This window comes from Haloferax sp. ATB1 (assembly GCF_000730175.1).
The window spans coordinates 1-17,287 of the sequence record NZ_JPES01000069.1; the positions used below are offsets into that span (position 1 = coordinate 1).

Below are 17,287 nucleotides of genomic sequence, written 5' to 3' on the forward strand. Positions count from 1 at the left end.
CCCCACTCCCGAGTTAACGCTCCAACGTGGAGACCATCTCACATTCGTTGGCCGTCGAGACGCAGTTCATACTGCAATCGAGCGGTGTCATCCTAACCCGTGACTAAAGCCGACGTGACGGCAGGGCTGTAACCGACTTGCCCTGATCAAGTCTACCGACTGGTTACGAGCGGCGATTTTTAAGCCAACAGCTCTGTTGAAGCCTTCAGCGTTGCCATTGTGGTGAGGCGGTCTTTCCACAGGTTTCTACGGATTTGGGAACTCGGTCTTCAGTAAATCGCCAGACTGCGAGAGGGTTCAACAAAGTCTGAACAATGATTTGGATCCGTGATTGCTGTATTAGCGCTGGCTCTACTCACGGACTCGTCTCGTCGTAGCAGTCAGGTTGTGATCTCGCTGGTGTACTGTTGTTCCCAGTCGTCGCGGGCTTCGATCTCCCGGCGACCTCTGGCTGTGATCGCGTAGACGTTCGTTCGGCGGTCCTTCTCGCCTTTGTCGAGCAGTCCCTTCTCGACGAGCGTATCGAGATTGGGGTACAGCCGACCGTGGTGGATCTCGGTTTCGTAGTAGTCCTCGAGTTGGTCTTTGATTGCGAGGCCGTGTGGCTCGTCCAAGCCGGCGGTGACGTACAGCAGGTCTCGTTGGAACCCGGTCAAGTCGTGCATTTTGCTGTCCGCAGCTAGTTTAAGAATACATATACGTTTGTTGGCCCTCGGACGGGTTTCAGAGTGGCCTCGCTGGACGAACGTTTATATCCGAACGTACAGCCACGACGCGGTATGCCACCCTACCGTGACCGGACCGCTGAATTTCGACCGTATGGCGAAGCGACGCAAATCCCGGACCCACAGTTGGAACCTGACCATGCCGAGTACGGCGACGCAATTCCAGAGCATGACTACCCTGCAGGTAACGACCGGGATACGGACACCTGTCAGACCTGTGAGCGGGCCATTCCTCGGACCCAGAGCCAGTGTCGGTTCTGCCTCGATCAGGACGTCTCGGTCCCAGACAGCACCTCTGCGCCCCACGAGCAATCGCTCCACGGCATCATCTGTCTGCTCGTTCCGTCACAGTCATCGCGGGGTGCACTCGCAAAAGGAACTGCAGCAGCACGATTACTGCAGCGTTCCCACTCATCACCTATCGACGAGTGTACACCTGTTGCAGCGCTCGAACAGCCGATCGCGGAGCCACTCCGAACGCGATGGGGTCACCTCCCGGACGTCGTCCCAGCGACTGGGTCACGTGCTGATGGCTTCGTGGCGAAAGCACGGTCGGTCTCGTTGTGGTCCGCTTCTCCTTCGACGGAGGGTTCTGCTTCCCGGTGGTACGACGCTGCTGGGACGCAGATTACTGAGAACTCTCGTCGTGAGCAGTTGCTCTCGGACTCGGAGACGTGGGTTGTCCCGGCGATTGCACTTCGACGAGCGTCTCCCGACTCTTCGCCATCACAGTCGTCGTCAGCCTCACCAACACGGCAGCTGCTCCGCTGTCAGTCGTGTGGTAAGCAGACACCGCATCGGTTCGACTCACGCGACGACAGCCCACCCGCAGCGTGGGCTGGTGAGCCTGTCTGGCAGTGTTCCGTATGTCGAACACCGCGGTATGGGAGCTGACTGTTGGAGTAAGTCCCTTTGCAGAGGGTTGACGCACAGGTTTATTATATGCTGTTGCATAAAATCAGATAGTGTCCGAGAATACAGAACAAGGGATAAAGGTCTGCGTGCCAGTTGATCCACGTGGCGACACGGGAGTGTTTCGGCTGCCTGCGGCCGATGACGTGGTACGTCATCTCATTGATGCACACCAGTCTGAGTTCACACTCAAAGAATTGAGTGAGATTACAGACCGGAGTCGGTCGACAGTTTGGCGAGCAGTTGAGTTCCTTGAAGCCCTTGATATCGTACAGGTTCGACAGACAACACAGCGTAAGTACGTCTCGATCAACCCCGCTCGACTGCAGAAAGACGACCCTGTTCTGGGGATTCCGCAAGTGGAGTATCACGCACCGGTTCGAGCGTTCGTTGAACGGGTCAACGCCGCAATCGAACAGACAGATGCAGTCACGAACGTACTCGGCATTCTCGTCTTTGGCAGTGTCGCCCGTGGTGAGGCCGACCGCAAAAGCGACATTGATGTCTTTGTGCTCGTTGAGGGCGACCGGACTATCGCGCGACGCGTCATCTCGACGGTGGCCGCTGACTTGGGCGAAGAACGGTTCGACGGCGACCGCTACACGTTTGAACCGTTTGTCGAGTCCGAAGCCAGCGCACGTCGAGCGAGCGAGAAACTCCACGAGATCTTTCGCGACGGTGTCACCGTCTATGGTGACACGGAGTTCCAACATGTTCGAACGGCGGTGATGACCGATGAGTAGTACTCGCATCGAGACGCTCGTTGATGAAGTACAAGCCGCATTCGACCATCGTCCTAGTACGATTGAATCTGGACTTGAGACGAACGAAGCAGATATCCTTCAGTTGCGGAAGTCATGTCGTCTCCTCGCTGGTGCGACGGTGCTTCTAGAACAGGGCTTCTACACACTCGTGATTGAGGCATCGTTCGTCGCGATCGAGCGTGTGATCGAATTCAAACTGCTCGAGGGAGGTCTCGAACCTCGTGACCTCCCCGGTACACATCCAGGTGTGTATACAGAAGCGGCGAGACGCGGTATTATCTCGCAGCATGTCGCTGAGAATCTCCAGGACCTCTGGCGGAATCACCGCGCCAAAACCTACTATCAGGATGGGCTTGCTTCAAAAAGCCGTGCGGAGAAACTGTTCGAACTCGCACGAGAGACACACGAATACGTAGTGAACCAATCCACAAAGAAATACGAGTGCATTTGCTAAGTAGGGGGACACCACCGGTTCAGGAATTCTGCTTTGGATTCTGAGGGACGATTTCATAGACTCACGGGACACCCACCACCGTTTCAGCATTTCTCCGGAGTCATGGATGGGGCCGGAGCCAGAACACTACTCACAGTTGGTTAGTCTCGCTGGCTGAGCGCGTATTTTATTGCGCCGGCGATGGGCGCCGGCGCAGGAGGTCGGACAGACTTCGACTCTTGAGCCGGCGAGGTGACGACGAATGCACCAGGTAATCTACGCACTCGTGACTGCATCGACAACAGACCAAGCCCTCTCACGGGCCGCCGACGTGTTCGATCAACTGGTGGGCGCTGCCCCCCAGGCCGAGGTGGTGTTCGACTACTACGTGACGTTCGATGACGACTCAACAACAGTCGCTGGCAGCGCCCGGTGGGGTGACCTCCCGGTTGCAGCACCCGTTGGCTCGGAGGACGGCCAAGAACTCCTTGAGCGCGGCTGGCAGGCGACCACTCGTGAGTTCGAGCGAAACCTCGAACGCGTTCGAGAGGGTGTTGACGACCTTGACGCGACGGCAATCATGCGCGATGAGGACCTCGTCAGGCATGCGTGCCACAATCTCGGGGCGTACCGCGGACCGGCGGTGTACCTCTACGACGAGTTCGCTGACGGCGTTCGGCATCGCGAGCGGCTTGAGCAACTCGTCGGGTCGAACGACCATCTGTGGATCGTTCCCGCTGATGTGCATTACTGAGTCGACGCTGTGCCCAATGGTACTCCTGAGTGAGCTGTTTCCTGATCGTGGTATCGCTGTTCGAATCGTCGTCGACGACGCGGCGGACAGCTATCGTGTCGAGTACACCCCGCTGTCCGATGGTGCAGTGACCGACGAGTGGACTGTGTTCGGTGGGTCCGTCGGCTATGATGCGTCGGTGTTTGCAACTGCCGCCGCTGCCCGTACGTTTGTCGAGCGCGTTCGAACGACCTCACACGACGACATTCTCGCGGAGTTAGCAGTAGACACAGACTGAGCGACCGAGTAGGAAGGGGGTGTGCTTGGTGTTGTTTTTGCGCCGCCCAAAGGGCGGAGGCGCAGTAACAGATGTTGATTCCAACGTCAGTAGCCGAGTTGTCTCGTTTTCCACACCATTCACTCACGATACCTGCTCCGGTGGTGAATGATCGATGAGTCTCGAGCGCGTGTTCCGTCACGACGAGGCGCTGTTCGAGTTTTTGTGGTGTCCGGTGTGTGGCACGGAAGCGTTCACGCACATTCCCTTTGAGGGAGTGTTCTGTACGGAGTGCAATACCAGCGTGACGTGCCGTGAGTCGCCTGAGTCGCGTGGTTACGACGAAGCAGTCATCATCACGTTCGACGCGACGACGACATGGAATCTCCACGTCGACGAAAAACTTCGCCGGCCGCTTCCCGACGACGAAGCGCAAGTTAAGATTCTTGGTGCGCCTGGTGACTACCACGTCGACTGGTGGGCACCAACCACGACTGAAGACTGGACGCCAGTTGAGCGCAACGAGTTCGCTGACGAATCCGAACCGGAGGAAGTGTCGCACCTCGCATAGCGTCGATCGAGAGACCCGTCGGGACTAGCGCGCCGTGGTTATTTTTTGCGCCCGTGATGGGTGCGGGCTGAAGACACAGTCCGTGTGACGTGATTTCCATGAGTCACCAACAAACAGAGTCAGACGTCTCGATCGACGAGATTCCGGTCGATCTCGACCTCGTGCATCGTTCGGAGTTCACCCGAGCCGACATTCCCGATGAAATCGAGTCGATTTCGTGGGAACCTTCTGAGCGAATCGGCCGCCGACGAATTCGCTCGTTGTGCTCAAAGCCGCTCGCTGGTGGTACATCCACGGCACAGGTGAGTCCGATCCCATGTACTGCTGGGCGATTGAGTGGGTTCGCCACCTCACGACTGGCGAGGCGACTGCAAGCGGCCTGTTCGGCGAGTGTCGACAGTACCTTCGGAGCCTCGAGTGCGAGGACACCGACCAGTAGGTCGTCTCACCTGTTTTTTGTGCGCCCCAGAGGGGTGTGGCGCGTCCTGGAAGGACGTGTTAGAACTGAAACCAATGGCAACAACGAGTTCTCCGTCGGTGTCGTTCGACGAGACCGACACGCGACACGATGAGATGCATCGCACGATCGAACAGTGGCTTGCGGACCTCGCTGCCGACGTCGACGACGCTCGGGCGAGCGAGCAGTTCCAAGAATGGCTGGACGTCCAGAGTCGGTTCCACGACTACTCCCACCGCAACACACTCCTCATCACCCTCCAGTGTCCTGCGGCGACGAAGGTTGCTGGCTACCGGACGTGGCAAGAAGAGTTCGACCGACACGTCCAGGAAGGCGAGTCGGCGATCTGGATTTGGGCGCCGATCATCACGACCCAATGCCCCGAGTGTGGGAACGCACCGAGCTATCACGACAACAGCGAGTGTGAGTACGACGAGACACCACCCGAGGAATGGTCAGAGGGCCTCGTGGGCTTCAAGCCAGCACCAGTCTTCGACATTTCGCAGACAGAGGGCGAGCCGCTCCCCGAGTTGGACACGGCGGCGACCGGTGAGCCTGACACGCTCGTCGACGATCTTACCAACATCGCGTCAGACCTCGGCGTGACCGTCCGCATTGTCGATCCCGATGAGTGGCGACATGGGGAGGCAAAGGGCATCTGCCAGTCGCGGAGTGTCCAAGATCTCACCCCACTCGTGGAAGTGAAGAATCGACCGAACCGCGCGGATCTCGCGTCGACGATCATCCATGAGTACGCCCACGCGATTCTGCACTTCGACATCACCGACGCAACCGAGCGGGCGAAACGCGAGGTCGAAGCAGAGGCCGTCGCGTACGTTGTCGGTCGATACCTCGGCTTAGACACGAGTGGGTCGGCGTTCTATCTCGCGGCGTGGCAGGGCGACGAGACAGATGTCCTCCAAGAGCGACTGGGTCGGATTAGCGGGACGGCCGAAGAGCTTCTGTCGACACTCGACGCGGTCTAACCCCATCTGCCGTCCAGTGACTCTTTTTCATGCGCTAAAAGGGCGCGCGCACTGCGCGCTGGCTACCATGACTCCAGTACTACCAGAGTTCGATCCACCTACGCGCGTCCTCAAGCGAGCGCAGTACGAGGCGTTTGCGTTCGAACTCCTTGACGGCGATGTCCGTGTACGCAACGAGAGCTATGCCGACCCGACCGCGCACGAGTACCGCGTTCGAATTCAGGACGGCGTGCCCGAGTCGTGTTCGTGTCCCGCCGATGCGAGCGGTGACGGCCCGTGTAAACATCGGGTTGCAGTCGCGATTCGCCCACGAATACTCGACCTCGCCGTGCAGATGCGTGTCGTTGCTGACGGTGGTAGCCCACCAAACGACGATGACGACACACCAGACCTGCCCTGCGAGTGTGAACAGCTCTCTGAAGCTCTTCCTTGTTGGAACTGTATCGACGCTGGGCGGCGCAACCTATCTGAATAGTCGTTGGCGAGGGTTCGTACGTCACCAATCACCCATCAGTCGTCGAACTGCTGGGACGCAGCGTACGCACCAGCAAACTGCTCGCGCATCTCTCGACGGAGCAGTTCGCTCATCACTTCGTAGACGACCGGCTGGGGATACTTCTCAAGGAGGCGTTGGACGTCGGCTGCACATTCGCTTTTTTCAGTCGCAAAGTTTGCGGTCCATGGTGAGCTACTCATACAAGACAGTCATCTGTTGTCTCAGTTAACTGTTCGCCTAGTGAGAAGTTCCGACTAACACAGTCCACGGACCGCGGCCTGCAGAGTCCTACTGATACGACTGTCGAGTGCACGAAACTCGGTGGGCACGAAGCCCACGAGGGAGTTATCAAGGGGTGGATGCAGATGGCTTGGTACGCGATTCCGCACCCGTTGCAGAACAGGGCGCGTCTTGGGTGACACGGCGAGCCTGCAACGGCAATCCACCTGTGAGCATGTTTGGTGTTGTGATTCAGTCATTAATCGCCCCTCCAGCCGAAGCCAGCCTATTCGAGACGGCGACGATGCTTTTGAGCCCCTGAAGGGTGCGGGGCGCAGCGAGATGCGTCGCGCGGTGTTCGAGATGGCGACACGAGATGTCTACGAGCGACAGTTCGACGAATCGTGCGGGAAATCCTGTGGGAACGCCTCCTGTCCAGAGTGTGGTGGCCAGGTCATTACGGACGGCTGGTGAGCGACGGTGTGAGTCCTGTGGACTCATCATCGACGGCCACGGCATCGACCGCGGCCCGGAGTGGCGATCGTTCGAACGTGACGAGCGCAAGCGAGTCGGGGCGCCGCGAACGCCGACGCGACACGATCACGGTCTCGCCACCGACATCGGCCGACACGTTGACGCGAACGGGACAGCGATTCCGGGCAAACATCGCCAGCAACTCTCTCGACTCCGTACCCAGCATAGTCGGAGTCGGTACCAGTCGAGTCGTGAGCGACGGTTGGCTCACGGGTTGGATGAAGTCCGGCGACTTGCTGGTGCACTCGACCTTCCTGATAGCCTGCGTGACCAAGCCTGTCGGTGCTTTCGGTCCGCTCAACAGGCGGACCTGCTGCCGGGGCGGTCGATTGAAGCAGTCGCGGCTGCGAGCGTCCATGCGGCCTGTCGATGTGCAGGGCTTTTGCGGACACTCGCCGAACTTGTCCCACTCGCACGGGTGGCTGACTCGCGCGTCCGGTCAGCGTACAACGCACTCAATACAGAACTCGGGCTGCCTGCGAAGCCAGTTCCACCGGTTGAGTTCGTTCCGCGAGTGGCAGATGCGCTTGATGTGACGGACCAGATTCGACGACGAGCACGGTCGTTAGCCGAGACATCGAGCGATGAGTGGGCTCATCGTGGCGCGAATCCGCATGCAGTCGCTGCAGCGTGTGTGTATACCGCTGCGGCTGAGCGAGACTGGCCGCTCACGCAGGCGCGTGTGGCAGCTGTGAGTGATTCTTCAATCAAAACGATTCGGACGCATTACCAGACGTTGTGTGAAGCTACCGGTTGAAGGTTCGAGCTGAGAGCAAGAGTTGTGTTGTACCCGTGACCGGTCTCACTCGCTTCATCCTATTCTGGTCATGCTCCCGACTGGCACTACCCTTTAATAGTAGTATATAAAATTCAAATACAATGTCTCACGAGAAACGGCTTGCGTCGCTTGAAATTCAGAACGTTGTCGCCTCCTGCGCAATCGGCCAAGAGTTGGCGTTAGAATCGCTCTCGATGGACCTTGTAGGCGCCGATTACAACCCGGATAATTTCCCGGGACTCGTGTACCGAACACAGGAGCCAAAAGCAGCGAATCTGATTTTCCGGTCTGGAAAAATCGTGTGCACTGGTGCGAGTAGCGTCGACGGGGTCAACCGTGCATTAGACCAGGTATTCGAAGAACTCGATAGCCTTGGAATCCCAATCGATGACCGGGAAGAGGCGACCGTGCAGAACATCGTCTCGAGTGCAGACCTCGGAACAACTCTCAATCTGAATGCACTTGCGATTGGTCTCGGGCTTGAGAATGTTGAGTATGAACCCGAGCAATTCCCTGGCCTCGTCTATCGGATCGACGAGCCGAACGTAGTGGTCTTGCTGTTTGGATCGGGGAAAATCGTCATCACGGGTGCAAAGAAGGTGGAGTTTGCACGTGAGGCGATTCAGGTCGTGAGCGACGAAATTGACTCGCTTGGGTTACTCGGTTGAGTATCGGATTCTGTAGTCAAGTTGTCCAATGGCCGGGGAAAGACAAAGGGTGATAACTGGCCTTTTTCCTGGAACGGGGTATCTGGGTCACACCTGAGCCGACTGATTCAGGGTGTAGTCTCGACTGAATCCCCGTATTCGGTCCAAGTGGCGTTTCAGGCATTCACACAACGAGAAACGCCGCGCTTCGGTCGCTCTGTATTCCCTTTGACCATGCACAGGTGCTTGAAAGTACATTCTCCGACCGGTTTTGCTGTTATCGCTCGCTCATCGTACGTAGACGACAATTGAAGACGAGTACTGGTGCGACAGTCGATCAGATACTGAACACCGTCAGGGCGTCCGAACATCATCGGCATAACAATGAGAGATATTGGTGATATACGTGTCAGTATGGGTTCCTCTGAAACCACCGGTGAGACGCAAAGACTCGATGTCAGAGATATCGACGGTGAACCGTTCAGCCACATCATGTCTGCAATCGGTGAGTTGAGCGCGGGTGACTCACTTCTTCTTGTCAATAGCTTCGAACCGGTCCCACTCTACGATGTCCTCAAACGGCGTGGGTGTGAGTTTCAGACGACTCAGGTTGAAGACGACGAGTGGCACATCACGATCTCTCTGAGATAGTAACGACTGAAGATGTGTGCACCACCGCAACCGCTTGCAAAGATACAGGTATCATACCAGTATTTCGGTCACGACGTGTGACGTGCTCCAATCTCGATCAAGAGCCGTACTAGTAAATATCCGTATCCGAGCGACCCCAGGAGTGCGACGCCGTCTCCGAGAGCACCTACAAGAGACATACCTGCGATTCGGCCGAGGACCGAGAGGACGAGCCCAGCGAGGAGTGCAGCGATTATGAGCTGGGTAGTCCGTTCGCTCGCCCCACGAAACCGACCTGCAGACGGAGGATAAAACAGGAAGATAAACCCGACAATGACGAGACCAAGGAAACCAAGGAGGTTGAGCTGACGGTGTGCAGATAGCGTCCCCGGTGGAAGCGCAGGTATCTCAAGTACGCTCCAAAGGGCCATTGTGAGCCCGATAGCAACACCCATAACACCAGCAACCACACCTGCGAGAACACTTTCTGTTCCGACCCGCCGGCGGTCTGACCGGAAGAACACACTGAGATACAACGCTGCAAAGCTGACGAATGCTATCGCTTCACTCACCGCCCCCGCGACGAAAAGTGGACCACCACCCAGACCGGCGGCAACCAATGCCGGTCCAACTGCACCGGCGGGGAGGACGACTGCGGCGAGTTTTTTCGATACCGGAACACCGAGGAACCGAGGGCTGAGACGAACGCCGAGCGTGAAAACGAGGAGGACTGCGAACCCCGCGGATACCAAGTGTGTGATTCGCGGAAAATAGCCGTCCGTGAGCCCTGGTAGCATTGTCGTACGCGCGAGTAGTTCGTACGACCCAACCGCGAGATAGGCGAACGGGATGATGAGATACCGGTTTGCATACTGGTCTACCCACTCGTAGTTCTCCCTGTGAGAACTCGTTCCCGTTTCCCCGCGTTGGACCTCGTTTCGGACCGACCACGACAGCGCAGCGACGAACGCTGCGACACCACTCCCCCAAACGAGTGCCCCAAGAGTTTCTACAAACGTCGGTCCGGCCGAACCTGCAGAGAATGCAAGTAGTACAGTCCCCAACGTGGCTGCCACGAAATGGATTGGTGGGATGGTCTCGGTAGAGAGCGTCGTCCCGAAATACGAGGGAACTAACAGATAGGCCATACCGAAGACAACGTGGGAGACGAACCCGAAGAGAGCGAGGATGACCTCAACACGATGGGTGATGCCGACCGTTGCACCGAGTCGCCAGCAGACGAAAAACACGGCACTCACGATGATGAATCGCCGCGACCACTGACTTCGGCTCGCTCCTGTCATCGGAGACCACCCGAGACGTTCCGCTTCGAGCTGAGTGTGCGCGATCTCTCGTCTCGAATAGCTGCCTTTGGACCCCGTCATTGGCTGTGGCGGTGCATCGCTCATCATCCAGTCGTAGACAGCCGAGGAACAAACAGTTCCACCCGAACGTATTCGGGAGAACGCTGAACGAGTGTTCACGTCATAGTTCCGCTGTATGCCACGTGTCGATTTTGATGCGAAACGGACGTACAATGCAACCCGGTTTTCTGCCAACGAAGCGTTTCTGACCGGCCGGACGAAAGTCATCTGTGGCTTCTTCGAGTCGGGACAGTTTATCCCCGTCCACGCACCGTCGAGCGACCTCGTCGTCAGCGTTCGATCTGGAAGCGGGCTCGTCCGCGAAGGTGAGACTGACCACCATGTCACCCCTGGTGACGTAGTGTTTGTCCCCGCGGAGACGAAACGTGGAATACGAGCTGACGAAGATTCAAGACTCGAAGTATTGTTGGTGACGTCGCCACCGCCGACCGATGTTGAACACGAGCCGGTTCGCCGCGGGTTGACGGAGGGGGATTTCGAACCATTATTTACCAGCGAGTGATTCGTTGTCGGCAAACTCCCTGTAGCTGTCTTCATGGGTGGTGATCGACCGCCCACTAAGGGGCCATCTACTTGCGACCCGAGTACAACAGCCCCGTGACCCGAAGACGTTCGCACAAAGGTATTCTTACTACCGGTTCGGACCTGAAGCTGATGAGTGAGCGAACGACCGAACTTCGCCAGTTGACAACCGAACTCCGAACCCACGACGACGTTGATGACGCGTTCCTCGCGAAGAGCTTCACCGATCGTCACGTGATTGTCGACATCAAAGGTGACAGCGGAGTTCCGTCGAACGTAGCGAACCGACTCGCGGCACACGGGCTCCGTGGCGCCGACGAGGTGTATGGCGACGATGAGCACGGGTCTTTTGCCGGTGCCGTCGGTGACGCGACACGGCATCATTTCGTGGATGTCCAGACTCGCGGCGCTCACCAGTCATACGTGTAGACTGAGTCGACAATGTGCGCGCAGATGTGTGGTTGATTATTCGAGTCAGAAACGTAACTGACTGTCTGGGTATCGTATCGGGGTCGTTGTGCTAGTTAGCCCAGTCTGTACCCCATTGGTCGAGGGCTTCGAAGACGGGACAAAGAGCACTTCCCTTCTCGGTCAGCGCATAATAGCTCGCAACCGGTGATTCGAACTCCTTGTGATTGTCGACCAACCCCTCCGCTTCCAAGTCGTCGAGTACACGCGAGAGCGTGTAGGAACTGGCCCCGGTTGAGCGTTTGAGTTCGTTGAACCGCTTTTCACCGTCACGCAGGTCGTTGAGGATGATGAGCTTCCACTTTGCTCCCATCTGCTCGACAGCCCCCACGACGTTGCAGACGTCCGAATTCCGCCGCTCGACCTCGGTGTCTTCGCTAGTGTCAGCTTCGGGTGGTTGGGTCGCCATTACTTGGTCACACTATCGTTGCCTGAGATATAAATAGGTTTGTAGCCAAACCAGGTAATGTAATGGAACTACAAAACTCGACAGTGCTCGTGACCGGAGCGACCGGAAACATGGGTCCGTACGTGACGGATTCTCTCGTTACTAGTGGTGCCAATGTTATCGGAACCTACGTCACCGACACAGCAAGAGATGAAGTCGAAAAGCGCGCTGAAAACGCCGACGCAGTATCGTACTACCAGGTCGATCTAACCGAACAGGCCGCTGTTAACACCTTCGCCGAGACGGTCGTTGACGACCACGGATCGATCGACCACATCGTCGGACTCGCTGGTGGCTTCTCGATGGGAAGCGTAACTGATACCGACGTCGATGCCTTCCAGGCCGCGCTGAATCGCCACGTGACAACAGCGTTTCTAACCGTCAAGGCCTTCGCGGACCACCTCGACGAGCAGAGCGGTGTCGTCCTGTTCAGTTCCGAGCGTGCTATCAACCCTGTCGGCGGTACGCTCGCGTACGACGTCGGTAAGGGCGCAGTTCGGACGCTGACCGAGTCGCTCGACACCGAACTCGATGCTCGTCTCAACGCAGTTGCACCGTTCCTCATCGACGTGCCCGGGAACCGCGAGGCGATGCCCGACGCCGATTTCTCGGAGTGGACGGCCCCCGAGGCCATCGTTGATGAAGTGCTCCACCTGCTTTCGAACGAGGGCGTAACGGGGCAGATCATTCGGATGACCGGCGGCCAGCCGGAGTTGGAGGAATAGTCGTGCAGATCGAGACACAACAACCGACATCAGAGGCGGCTACGCGGTGGGGTTTGGCCTTTGTTCGACTCGCGCTCGGGATTCCGATGCTTATCTCAGGCGTCGGCAAGGTGCTCGCAATCGGACCGAAACCGATGGGTATCTCGGGCTTCGCGGGTTTCTTGACAAGCCTCGGCGTTCCGTTTCCCACAGTTGCTGCGTGGGGAGTCGGCCTCATCGAACTTGTTGGCGGCCTCTTGTTGGTCGTCGGCGTGGCTGTTCGAGTCGTGAGTGCGCTGATTGCAGTCGATATGGTCGTCGCGACCGTTCTGTACCACCTTCCCAACGGATATCCCGCCGGAAGTAATGGTATCGAACTGACGCTCGTGTTAACCCTGATCGCAGCAGCGCTGGTGCTGAGTGGCCCCGGCACGCTCTCGGTCGAACATGCGCTGTTCGATCAGGAGGATTCGTCTTTCGACTCGTCTCAATCCCGGGGCGCACATAAGTAAGGGGCGCACCGTCTCAGTATTATGACCTCAGAGATCCCAGTCACCGACACGGATGAGGGCTTTGTCGTTCGCGATCCCGACGATATCGAAATTCGAATTCAAATCGACCCATCGGATCTGTAGTCTGAACGAACGCTGCTCCGATGGCTACCTTGTTCAGCATCGCAATATCCCATCCGAGTGGCTCGATACCACCGTCAACCCCCTGATCAGATAACAAGTGTGATGGTACCGGATCGTTGCCGGAGTCCATCGTTTGTCCCAATGCACGTCACGGGTCGTATACCCTCGATCTCAGTCAGCAGGTGCTTCCCGTCCACTTAGTGGACTTCTGTACATTGAAGATAAATGTCGTTCTTGCAACCGGTACGAATCGAGAACTCGCAGACGTGATCAGCGAGTGCTTCGCTGACCCGCTCTTCTGAAATGGGACGCAGAGCGTCTGACATACTACTGATTGAGTTGTCGATTCCACAGATCCTCTGCTGTCCGGAGTGCAGTTACAGTTTCAGCAACATCGTGAACTCGTACGATATCTGCGCCACCCTTCGCAGCGACGAGGTGCGCAGCGAGACTCGACCCAACTCGTTCATTAGAAGGCAAGTCGGAGAATTCCGTGGCAAACGACTTACGCGACGCACCGACGAGTACTGGAAAGCCGAGGGCAGTAAACTCATCAGTTCGTGCGAGTAGTTCGAGGTCGCCTTCTGTGTCAGTTCCGAAGCCGATCCCCGGATCGAGGATGAGCTGGTCGTCAGAGATCCCGGCAGCACGAGCGCGTTCGACACGCTGTTCCAGACGTTCACAAACGTCAGCTACGATATCGTCAGTTTCCGGTCTGTATGTGTTATCGACGGGCAGATTGACCGCGTCCATAAGTACTGCTTTGCACTCACGGCCGGCAACGAGTGACTGCATCTCGGGGTCTTCAAGTCCGTTCTGGTCGTTGATCATGTCAGCGCCGGCATCAAGGGCCGCCTTAGCAACTTTCGGCTTGTACGTATCGACCGAAACCAACGCATCGATATCAGAATTACTGGTAATCCGTTCGAGGATAGGGAGAACCCGTTCCTGCTCTTCTTGGACGGACACTGGGTCTGCCCCAGGTCGAGTACTCTCTCCCCCAATGTCGATGATGTCGGCACCTGCTTCATCGATTTTACGTGCGCGTTCGACTGCGCTCTCGAGAGACGTGTAGCAACCACCGTCGGAGAACGAATCTGGAGTGACATTCAGGATACCCATGACTTGTGTATGTTCTGTACTCTCAAGTGTTTGGCTCCAGTTCATATTCATACGTCGTCTGGTAGGTGAGATAAGCCCTATGACTTGCGAAGCAACGTTGGTGACTTGTTCAGTTTGATGGCTTCTCGCTTATCGCCATCTTCTACGGTTTATCCACGCAAATATTCATTTCCACTGTCTCGTTGAGTTGTCTTCCCTATCATACCCAGTACAAGAGTTGTAGCGGTGCTAGTCAACAGCACCTTTCAAAAATGTTCGATAATATCGGAACTCCGGTTGTGCAGTATGAACACAATTAAGAAATATATCAGAAAACAGTCATTTCGAGTGGTTCGTTGGTTACTCTGCTCATAGAACTTGTAATGATTAGAGCTGCCATGTAGACTACTATCTTCTTCGAGTGTCAAATACTAACTCCGAGATATCCAACTACGATGTCGAATTTAATTACAACACTAGGGGCGTAATCTTTTATTCAGGTCACGAAACTGGGCCAGATCATTGGTTCAAAGTCATACAATATTCACAAGTACTGGCGATGCTCCTACATCTCAGATACTTCGTAAATAACGAGATATACTGCCTCTCTGCCTGCTTTCTGGATCAGAGATTTGATTCGAGGGGACTACTTCGATATAATCGAAATCAGGGCCACCCCCTCAAATAAGTGACTGAAAGATACATTTGGAATGTCGTTGAGGCCAATAGTCTCCCAGAAGGTTCCAGAGATAATCACATGTTGAGATGAACTACGGGTGATGACTCGCGAGTGCGGAGGTGATAGTCCACCCCAACCGGTTGTTCACTGCTGCTTTCGTAGACAGTCTCCTCTCGTCCTCGGTAGGCTACAGTAAGATGTTCCTACTTGCCAGTCCCTTCGGCTAGACCTTCGACTACCTACCGCCCGGCACGGAAGAGATCTGTCTGGTTGCTTGGCGTCATGAGAAACCAATTCCGCCAAGTTCGGTAGTGGACGCCCGTACGATGACCTTTGTCTTCGAGAATGAGTTGAGCGAAAGATCACAAAATCTTCGCCCAGTATTCTCGCTGAAACACCATCCTGGGTACATCTTCTGAAACACGCTCAGTAAGCTCTGTAACGCTCACGTCAGCAGAGCTACTACCACGAACAGCTTCACGATTGCTGGGTCGCTTGTCTGGAACTTCTCCAACCCGTACTTCGATTCAACTCACGGAACAGTACTTCTCCTTTCTACTACACCACGTACAACGCCGCGACTTGCTCCGACGTGAACTCATCCGGCAGGTTCGTCATCTGCTGGAGATAGTCGTTAGTGTCCTCGTTGCGGTCACTGTCTCGACGTAGAACGCCATCGTCGCAGTCGGACGCTTCTCATCGTGGACGCTGCTTGAAGCCCACCAACCGTGTTTACTTGTTTATTTGCAGCGTACCTGTTTATGTCGGAATTTGGAATCAAATCCACCAATTGCGTGCCTCGGCGACGACGTACAGTGAACCGGTGATTAGCACGCAATCGTCGTCGTCCGCCAAGTCGAGCGCGTGTTCGACCGCTATTTTCACTGTTTCGTTCCGTTCTATCCGGGGAGAGCTCGTCTCGAATGCACCAGCGAGCGTGTCGAATGACGCAGCTCGGCTCACACCCGGTCGACAGAGGTGAAGCACGTCCGATTCAGGGAGTATTGTCGCCATCTTGGAGTGGTCTTTCTCTTTCATTGCGCCGAACACGAGGTGTAGCTCATCGAATTCGTATCGATTGACGAGAGTAGCTAGTGCGGAGCACGCTGCCGGATTGTGCGCACCATCAAGGATTACCAATGGCTTCGTCGACAGTACCTCGAATCTCCCCGGCCAGTAAGCGTTGTGGAGGCCGTGCTCGATCGTCTTAGTATCGACGTTCGCCACTTGTCGGGCGAGCATTGCCGCAACGCCGGCGTTAGTCGCTTGGTGTTGACCAATCAACGATAGATTCGTCGTGACGTCCCAGTTCGGACCGATTATCGAAACAGTCGTTTCGTCGTTCGAGATCATTGGCTCCTCCTGGGTGATGATATCGGCTGCCGTGTCGCCCACAGTGACGACCGGCGTTTCGGCTCGGATCGTGTCGAGTGCGGTGCCGTCCGCACTCGTCACGAGCGGGGAGTCGTCCGGTGCGACTTGGGCTTTATCTCTGGCGATCTCTTCGACCGTCTCGCCAAGGACGTCGGTGTGTTCGAGACTGACGTTCGTGACGGCACTCGCCACCGGGTCGACGACACTCGTCGCGTCATGCCGCCCGCCGACCCCGACTTCGAGGACTGCAACGTCGACGTCTTCGCTACTAAAATGCTGCAACGCGAGGACGGTCAGAATCTCGAAGTACGTAGGGCAGTCACCGTCGTCGCGTAGCTGGGCGATGCACGGTTTAATCTCCTTAGCGAACGATCGGACGTGTGCCTTTGGGACTTTCCGCCCGTTAACCCGGATCCGCTCGCGAAAGCCGTTCAGGTCCGGTGAGGTGTACAACCCGACATCGTGACCCGCTTCTCGCAGTATGCGTTCGAGCATTACCGCTGTACTCCCCTTCCCGTTTGATCCCGCTATCTGAACGCAGTCGACTCCCTCATGTGGATTGCCGAGGCCGGAAAGCATCTTAGCGGTCGTCTCCGTCCCGAGATTCGGGCGAGAGCAATCCAGACTCTCTAGATAGTCGACCGCCTCATGGTACTCCATATCAAGTAGGTTCATCGGTATCGGTATTAATGTGTTTTTCTCCTCTATTACCCAAAATAACGTCCTGTGCCGGGACCCACGACACGGGACAGGAAACCGTTCACTCTCGCAATTGCTCCTGACTTTAAGCTACTCAGCGGTGCGGTATC

Annotated in this window: 20 protein-coding genes and 3 pseudogenes; 16 read left to right on the forward strand and 7 right to left on the reverse strand. The window is 56.5% G+C overall.

What is annotated here, in order from left to right:
* Window positions 1–380 precede the first annotated feature (380 nt).
* Window positions 381–665: a PadR family transcriptional regulator gene (locus ATB1_RS10860; protein ID WP_042663721.1), complete on the reverse strand. Its 285-nt coding sequence runs from the start codon at window positions 663–665 to the stop codon at window positions 381–383.
* Between the two features lie 114 nt (window positions 666–779).
* Here ATB1_RS10860 and ATB1_RS21575 point away from each other — a divergent pair, with 114 nt between their 5' ends.
* From ATB1_RS21575 to ATB1_RS20685, 9 genes and pseudogenes are all read left to right on the forward strand, one after another.
* Window positions 780–1,619, forward strand: coding sequence for a hypothetical protein (locus tag ATB1_RS21575; protein ID WP_128081454.1), 840 nt, complete (start codon window positions 780–782; stop codon window positions 1,617–1,619).
* Between the two features lie 71 nt (window positions 1,620–1,690).
* Complete coding sequence (locus tag ATB1_RS10865) at window positions 1,691–2,380, forward strand: nucleotidyltransferase domain-containing protein (RefSeq protein WP_042663722.1); 690 nt, start codon at window positions 1,691–1,693, stop codon at window positions 2,378–2,380.
* Complete coding sequence (locus ATB1_RS10870; RefSeq protein ID WP_042663723.1) at window positions 2,373–2,855, forward strand: hypothetical protein; 483 nt, start codon at window positions 2,373–2,375, stop codon at window positions 2,853–2,855. The genes ATB1_RS10865 and ATB1_RS10870 overlap by 8 nt, the downstream gene beginning before the upstream one ends.
* A gap of 241 nt (window positions 2,856–3,096) precedes the next feature.
* A complete protein-coding gene (locus ATB1_RS10875) occupies window positions 3,097–3,588 on the forward strand; it encodes a hypothetical protein (protein WP_042663724.1) in 492 nt (163 codons plus the stop codon).
* A gap of 16 nt (window positions 3,589–3,604) precedes the next feature.
* On the forward strand, window positions 3,605–3,865 hold the full coding sequence (locus ATB1_RS10880) for a hypothetical protein (protein ID WP_042663726.1): 261 nt from the start codon (window positions 3,605–3,607) through the stop codon (window positions 3,863–3,865).
* Between the two features lie 154 nt (window positions 3,866–4,019).
* Complete coding sequence (locus ATB1_RS10885; RefSeq protein WP_006600181.1) at window positions 4,020–4,415, forward strand: hypothetical protein; 396 nt, start codon at window positions 4,020–4,022, stop codon at window positions 4,413–4,415.
* Between the two features lie 98 nt (window positions 4,416–4,513).
* Window positions 4,514–4,854: pseudogene (locus ATB1_RS10890) on the forward strand (hypothetical protein).
* Between the two features lie 74 nt (window positions 4,855–4,928).
* Entirely contained in the window at window positions 4,929–5,858 is a 930-nt protein-coding gene (locus tag ATB1_RS10895; RefSeq protein ID WP_042663727.1) for an ArdC-like ssDNA-binding domain-containing protein, read from the forward strand.
* A gap of 67 nt (window positions 5,859–5,925) precedes the next feature.
* A complete protein-coding gene (locus tag ATB1_RS20685) occupies window positions 5,926–6,333 on the forward strand; it encodes an SWIM zinc finger family protein (protein WP_082256374.1) in 408 nt (135 codons plus the stop codon).
* A gap of 35 nt (window positions 6,334–6,368) precedes the next feature.
* Here the strand turns inward: ATB1_RS20685 and ATB1_RS10905 are convergent, their stop codons facing one another.
* Window positions 6,369–6,554, reverse strand: a complete 186-nt coding sequence (locus tag ATB1_RS10905; protein ID WP_042663730.1) for a hypothetical protein — start codon at window positions 6,552–6,554, stop codon at window positions 6,369–6,371.
* A 382-nt stretch (window positions 6,555–6,936) separates the two neighbouring features.
* Here ATB1_RS10905 and ATB1_RS20690 point away from each other — a divergent pair.
* The 3 genes and pseudogenes from ATB1_RS20690 to ATB1_RS10920 all read left to right on the forward strand — a co-directional run bounded on the left by ATB1_RS20690 (window position 6,937) and on the right by ATB1_RS10920 (window position 9,183).
* A pseudogene (locus ATB1_RS20690) lies at window positions 6,937–7,864 on the forward strand (transcription initiation factor IIB family protein).
* A 122-nt stretch (window positions 7,865–7,986) separates the two neighbouring features.
* The gene (locus ATB1_RS10915; protein WP_042663678.1) at window positions 7,987–8,553 is read left to right on the forward strand and encodes a TATA-box-binding protein; all 567 of its coding nucleotides are present in this window, start codon (window positions 7,987–7,989) and stop codon (window positions 8,551–8,553) included.
* A 393-nt stretch (window positions 8,554–8,946) separates the two neighbouring features.
* Complete coding sequence (locus tag ATB1_RS10920) at window positions 8,947–9,183, forward strand: DUF2249 domain-containing protein (protein WP_042663680.1); 237 nt, start codon at window positions 8,947–8,949, stop codon at window positions 9,181–9,183.
* A 68-nt stretch (window positions 9,184–9,251) separates the two neighbouring features.
* On the opposite strand, the gene ATB1_RS10925 is transcribed toward ATB1_RS10920, so the two are convergent.
* The gene (locus ATB1_RS10925) at window positions 9,252–10,466 is read right to left on the reverse strand and encodes a hypothetical protein (RefSeq protein WP_042663765.1); all 1,215 of its coding nucleotides are present in this window, start codon (window positions 10,464–10,466) and stop codon (window positions 9,252–9,254) included.
* A 196-nt stretch (window positions 10,467–10,662) separates the two neighbouring features.
* Between ATB1_RS10925 and ATB1_RS10930 the strand changes: the two genes are divergently transcribed.
* Window positions 10,663–11,049 carry a cupin domain-containing protein gene (locus tag ATB1_RS10930; RefSeq protein WP_042663732.1) on the forward strand — a complete coding sequence of 129 codons (387 nt, stop codon included), beginning with the start codon at window positions 10,663–10,665 and terminating at the stop codon, window positions 11,047–11,049.
* Window positions 11,050–11,201: 152 nt separating this feature from the next.
* Window positions 11,202–11,498, forward strand: a complete 297-nt coding sequence (locus ATB1_RS10935) for a hypothetical protein (RefSeq protein WP_042662409.1) — start codon at window positions 11,202–11,204, stop codon at window positions 11,496–11,498.
* Between the two features lie 91 nt (window positions 11,499–11,589).
* On the opposite strand, the gene ATB1_RS10940 is transcribed toward ATB1_RS10935, so the two are convergent.
* Window positions 11,590–11,946, reverse strand: coding sequence for a helix-turn-helix domain-containing protein (locus ATB1_RS10940; protein WP_042663733.1), 357 nt, complete (start codon window positions 11,944–11,946; stop codon window positions 11,590–11,592).
* 62 nt (window positions 11,947–12,008) lie between these two features.
* On the opposite strand from ATB1_RS10940, the gene ATB1_RS10945 reads away from it, so the two are divergent.
* Complete coding sequence (locus tag ATB1_RS10945; RefSeq protein WP_042663734.1) at window positions 12,009–12,710, forward strand: SDR family NAD(P)-dependent oxidoreductase; 702 nt, start codon at window positions 12,009–12,011, stop codon at window positions 12,708–12,710.
* A gap of 53 nt (window positions 12,711–12,763) precedes the next feature.
* Window positions 12,764–13,201, forward strand: coding sequence for a DoxX family protein (locus tag ATB1_RS10950; protein ID WP_241768184.1), 438 nt, complete (start codon window positions 12,764–12,766; stop codon window positions 13,199–13,201).
* 450 nt (window positions 13,202–13,651) lie between these two features.
* Here ATB1_RS10950 and folP read toward each other — a convergent pair whose 3' ends face one another.
* From folP to ATB1_RS10960, 3 genes and pseudogenes are all read right to left on the reverse strand, one after another.
* Window positions 13,652–14,497 carry a dihydropteroate synthase gene (gene folP / locus ATB1_RS10955; protein ID WP_343122540.1) on the reverse strand — a complete coding sequence of 282 codons (846 nt, stop codon included), beginning with the start codon at window positions 14,495–14,497 and terminating at the stop codon, window positions 13,652–13,654.
* Window positions 14,498–15,362: 865 nt separating this feature from the next.
* Window positions 15,363–15,836: pseudogene (locus ATB1_RS23265) on the reverse strand (IS4 family transposase); the annotation flags it as partial.
* 45 nt (window positions 15,837–15,881) lie between these two features.
* The gene (locus ATB1_RS10960) at window positions 15,882–17,138 is read right to left on the reverse strand and encodes a folylpolyglutamate synthase/dihydrofolate synthase family protein (protein WP_082256375.1); all 1,257 of its coding nucleotides are present in this window, start codon (window positions 17,136–17,138) and stop codon (window positions 15,882–15,884) included.
* Between the last annotated feature and the right edge of the window lie 149 nt (window positions 17,139–17,287).

What these genes read in the sequence shown, in the direction of transcription:
- ATB1_RS10940 (WP_042663733.1), bottom strand. Translation starts at nt 11,946, where the DNA reads ATGGCGACCCAACCACCCGAAGCTGACACTAGCGAAGACACCGAGGTC.
- ATB1_RS20685 (WP_082256374.1), top strand. Translation starts at nt 5,926, where the DNA reads ATGACTCCAGTACTACCAGAGTTCGATCCACCTACGCGCGTCCTCAAG.
- ATB1_RS10885 (WP_006600181.1), top strand. Translation starts at nt 4,020, where the DNA reads ATGAGTCTCGAGCGCGTGTTCCGTCACGACGAGGCGCTGTTCGAGTTT.
- ATB1_RS10930 (WP_042663732.1), top strand. Translation starts at nt 10,663, where the DNA reads ATGCCACGTGTCGATTTTGATGCGAAACGGACGTACAATGCAACCCGG.
- ATB1_RS21575 (WP_128081454.1), top strand. Translation starts at nt 780, where the DNA reads ATGCCACCCTACCGTGACCGGACCGCTGAATTTCGACCGTATGGCGAA.
- ATB1_RS10935 (WP_042662409.1), top strand. Translation starts at nt 11,202, where the DNA reads ATGAGTGAGCGAACGACCGAACTTCGCCAGTTGACAACCGAACTCCGA.
- ATB1_RS10860 (WP_042663721.1), bottom strand. Translation starts at nt 665, where the DNA reads ATGCACGACTTGACCGGGTTCCAACGAGACCTGCTGTACGTCACCGCC.
- ATB1_RS10875 (WP_042663724.1), top strand. Translation starts at nt 3,097, where the DNA reads ATGCACCAGGTAATCTACGCACTCGTGACTGCATCGACAACAGACCAA.
- ATB1_RS10915 (WP_042663678.1), top strand. Translation starts at nt 7,987, where the DNA reads ATGTCTCACGAGAAACGGCTTGCGTCGCTTGAAATTCAGAACGTTGTC.
- ATB1_RS10945 (WP_042663734.1), top strand. Translation starts at nt 12,009, where the DNA reads ATGGAACTACAAAACTCGACAGTGCTCGTGACCGGAGCGACCGGAAAC.
- ATB1_RS10925 (WP_042663765.1), bottom strand. Translation starts at nt 10,466, where the DNA reads ATGACAGGAGCGAGCCGAAGTCAGTGGTCGCGGCGATTCATCATCGTG.
- ATB1_RS10880 (WP_042663726.1), top strand. Translation starts at nt 3,605, where the DNA reads ATGGTACTCCTGAGTGAGCTGTTTCCTGATCGTGGTATCGCTGTTCGA.
- ATB1_RS10905 (WP_042663730.1), bottom strand. Translation starts at nt 6,554, where the DNA reads ATGAGTAGCTCACCATGGACCGCAAACTTTGCGACTGAAAAAAGCGAA.
- folP (WP_343122540.1), bottom strand. Translation starts at nt 14,497, where the DNA reads ATGAATATGAACTGGAGCCAAACACTTGAGAGTACAGAACATACACAA.
- ATB1_RS10960 (WP_082256375.1), bottom strand. Translation starts at nt 17,138, where the DNA reads ATGGAGTACCATGAGGCGGTCGACTATCTAGAGAGTCTGGATTGCTCT.
- ATB1_RS10920 (WP_042663680.1), top strand. Translation starts at nt 8,947, where the DNA reads ATGGGTTCCTCTGAAACCACCGGTGAGACGCAAAGACTCGATGTCAGA.
- ATB1_RS10870 (WP_042663723.1), top strand. Translation starts at nt 2,373, where the DNA reads ATGAGTAGTACTCGCATCGAGACGCTCGTTGATGAAGTACAAGCCGCA.
- ATB1_RS10895 (WP_042663727.1), top strand. Translation starts at nt 4,929, where the DNA reads ATGGCAACAACGAGTTCTCCGTCGGTGTCGTTCGACGAGACCGACACG.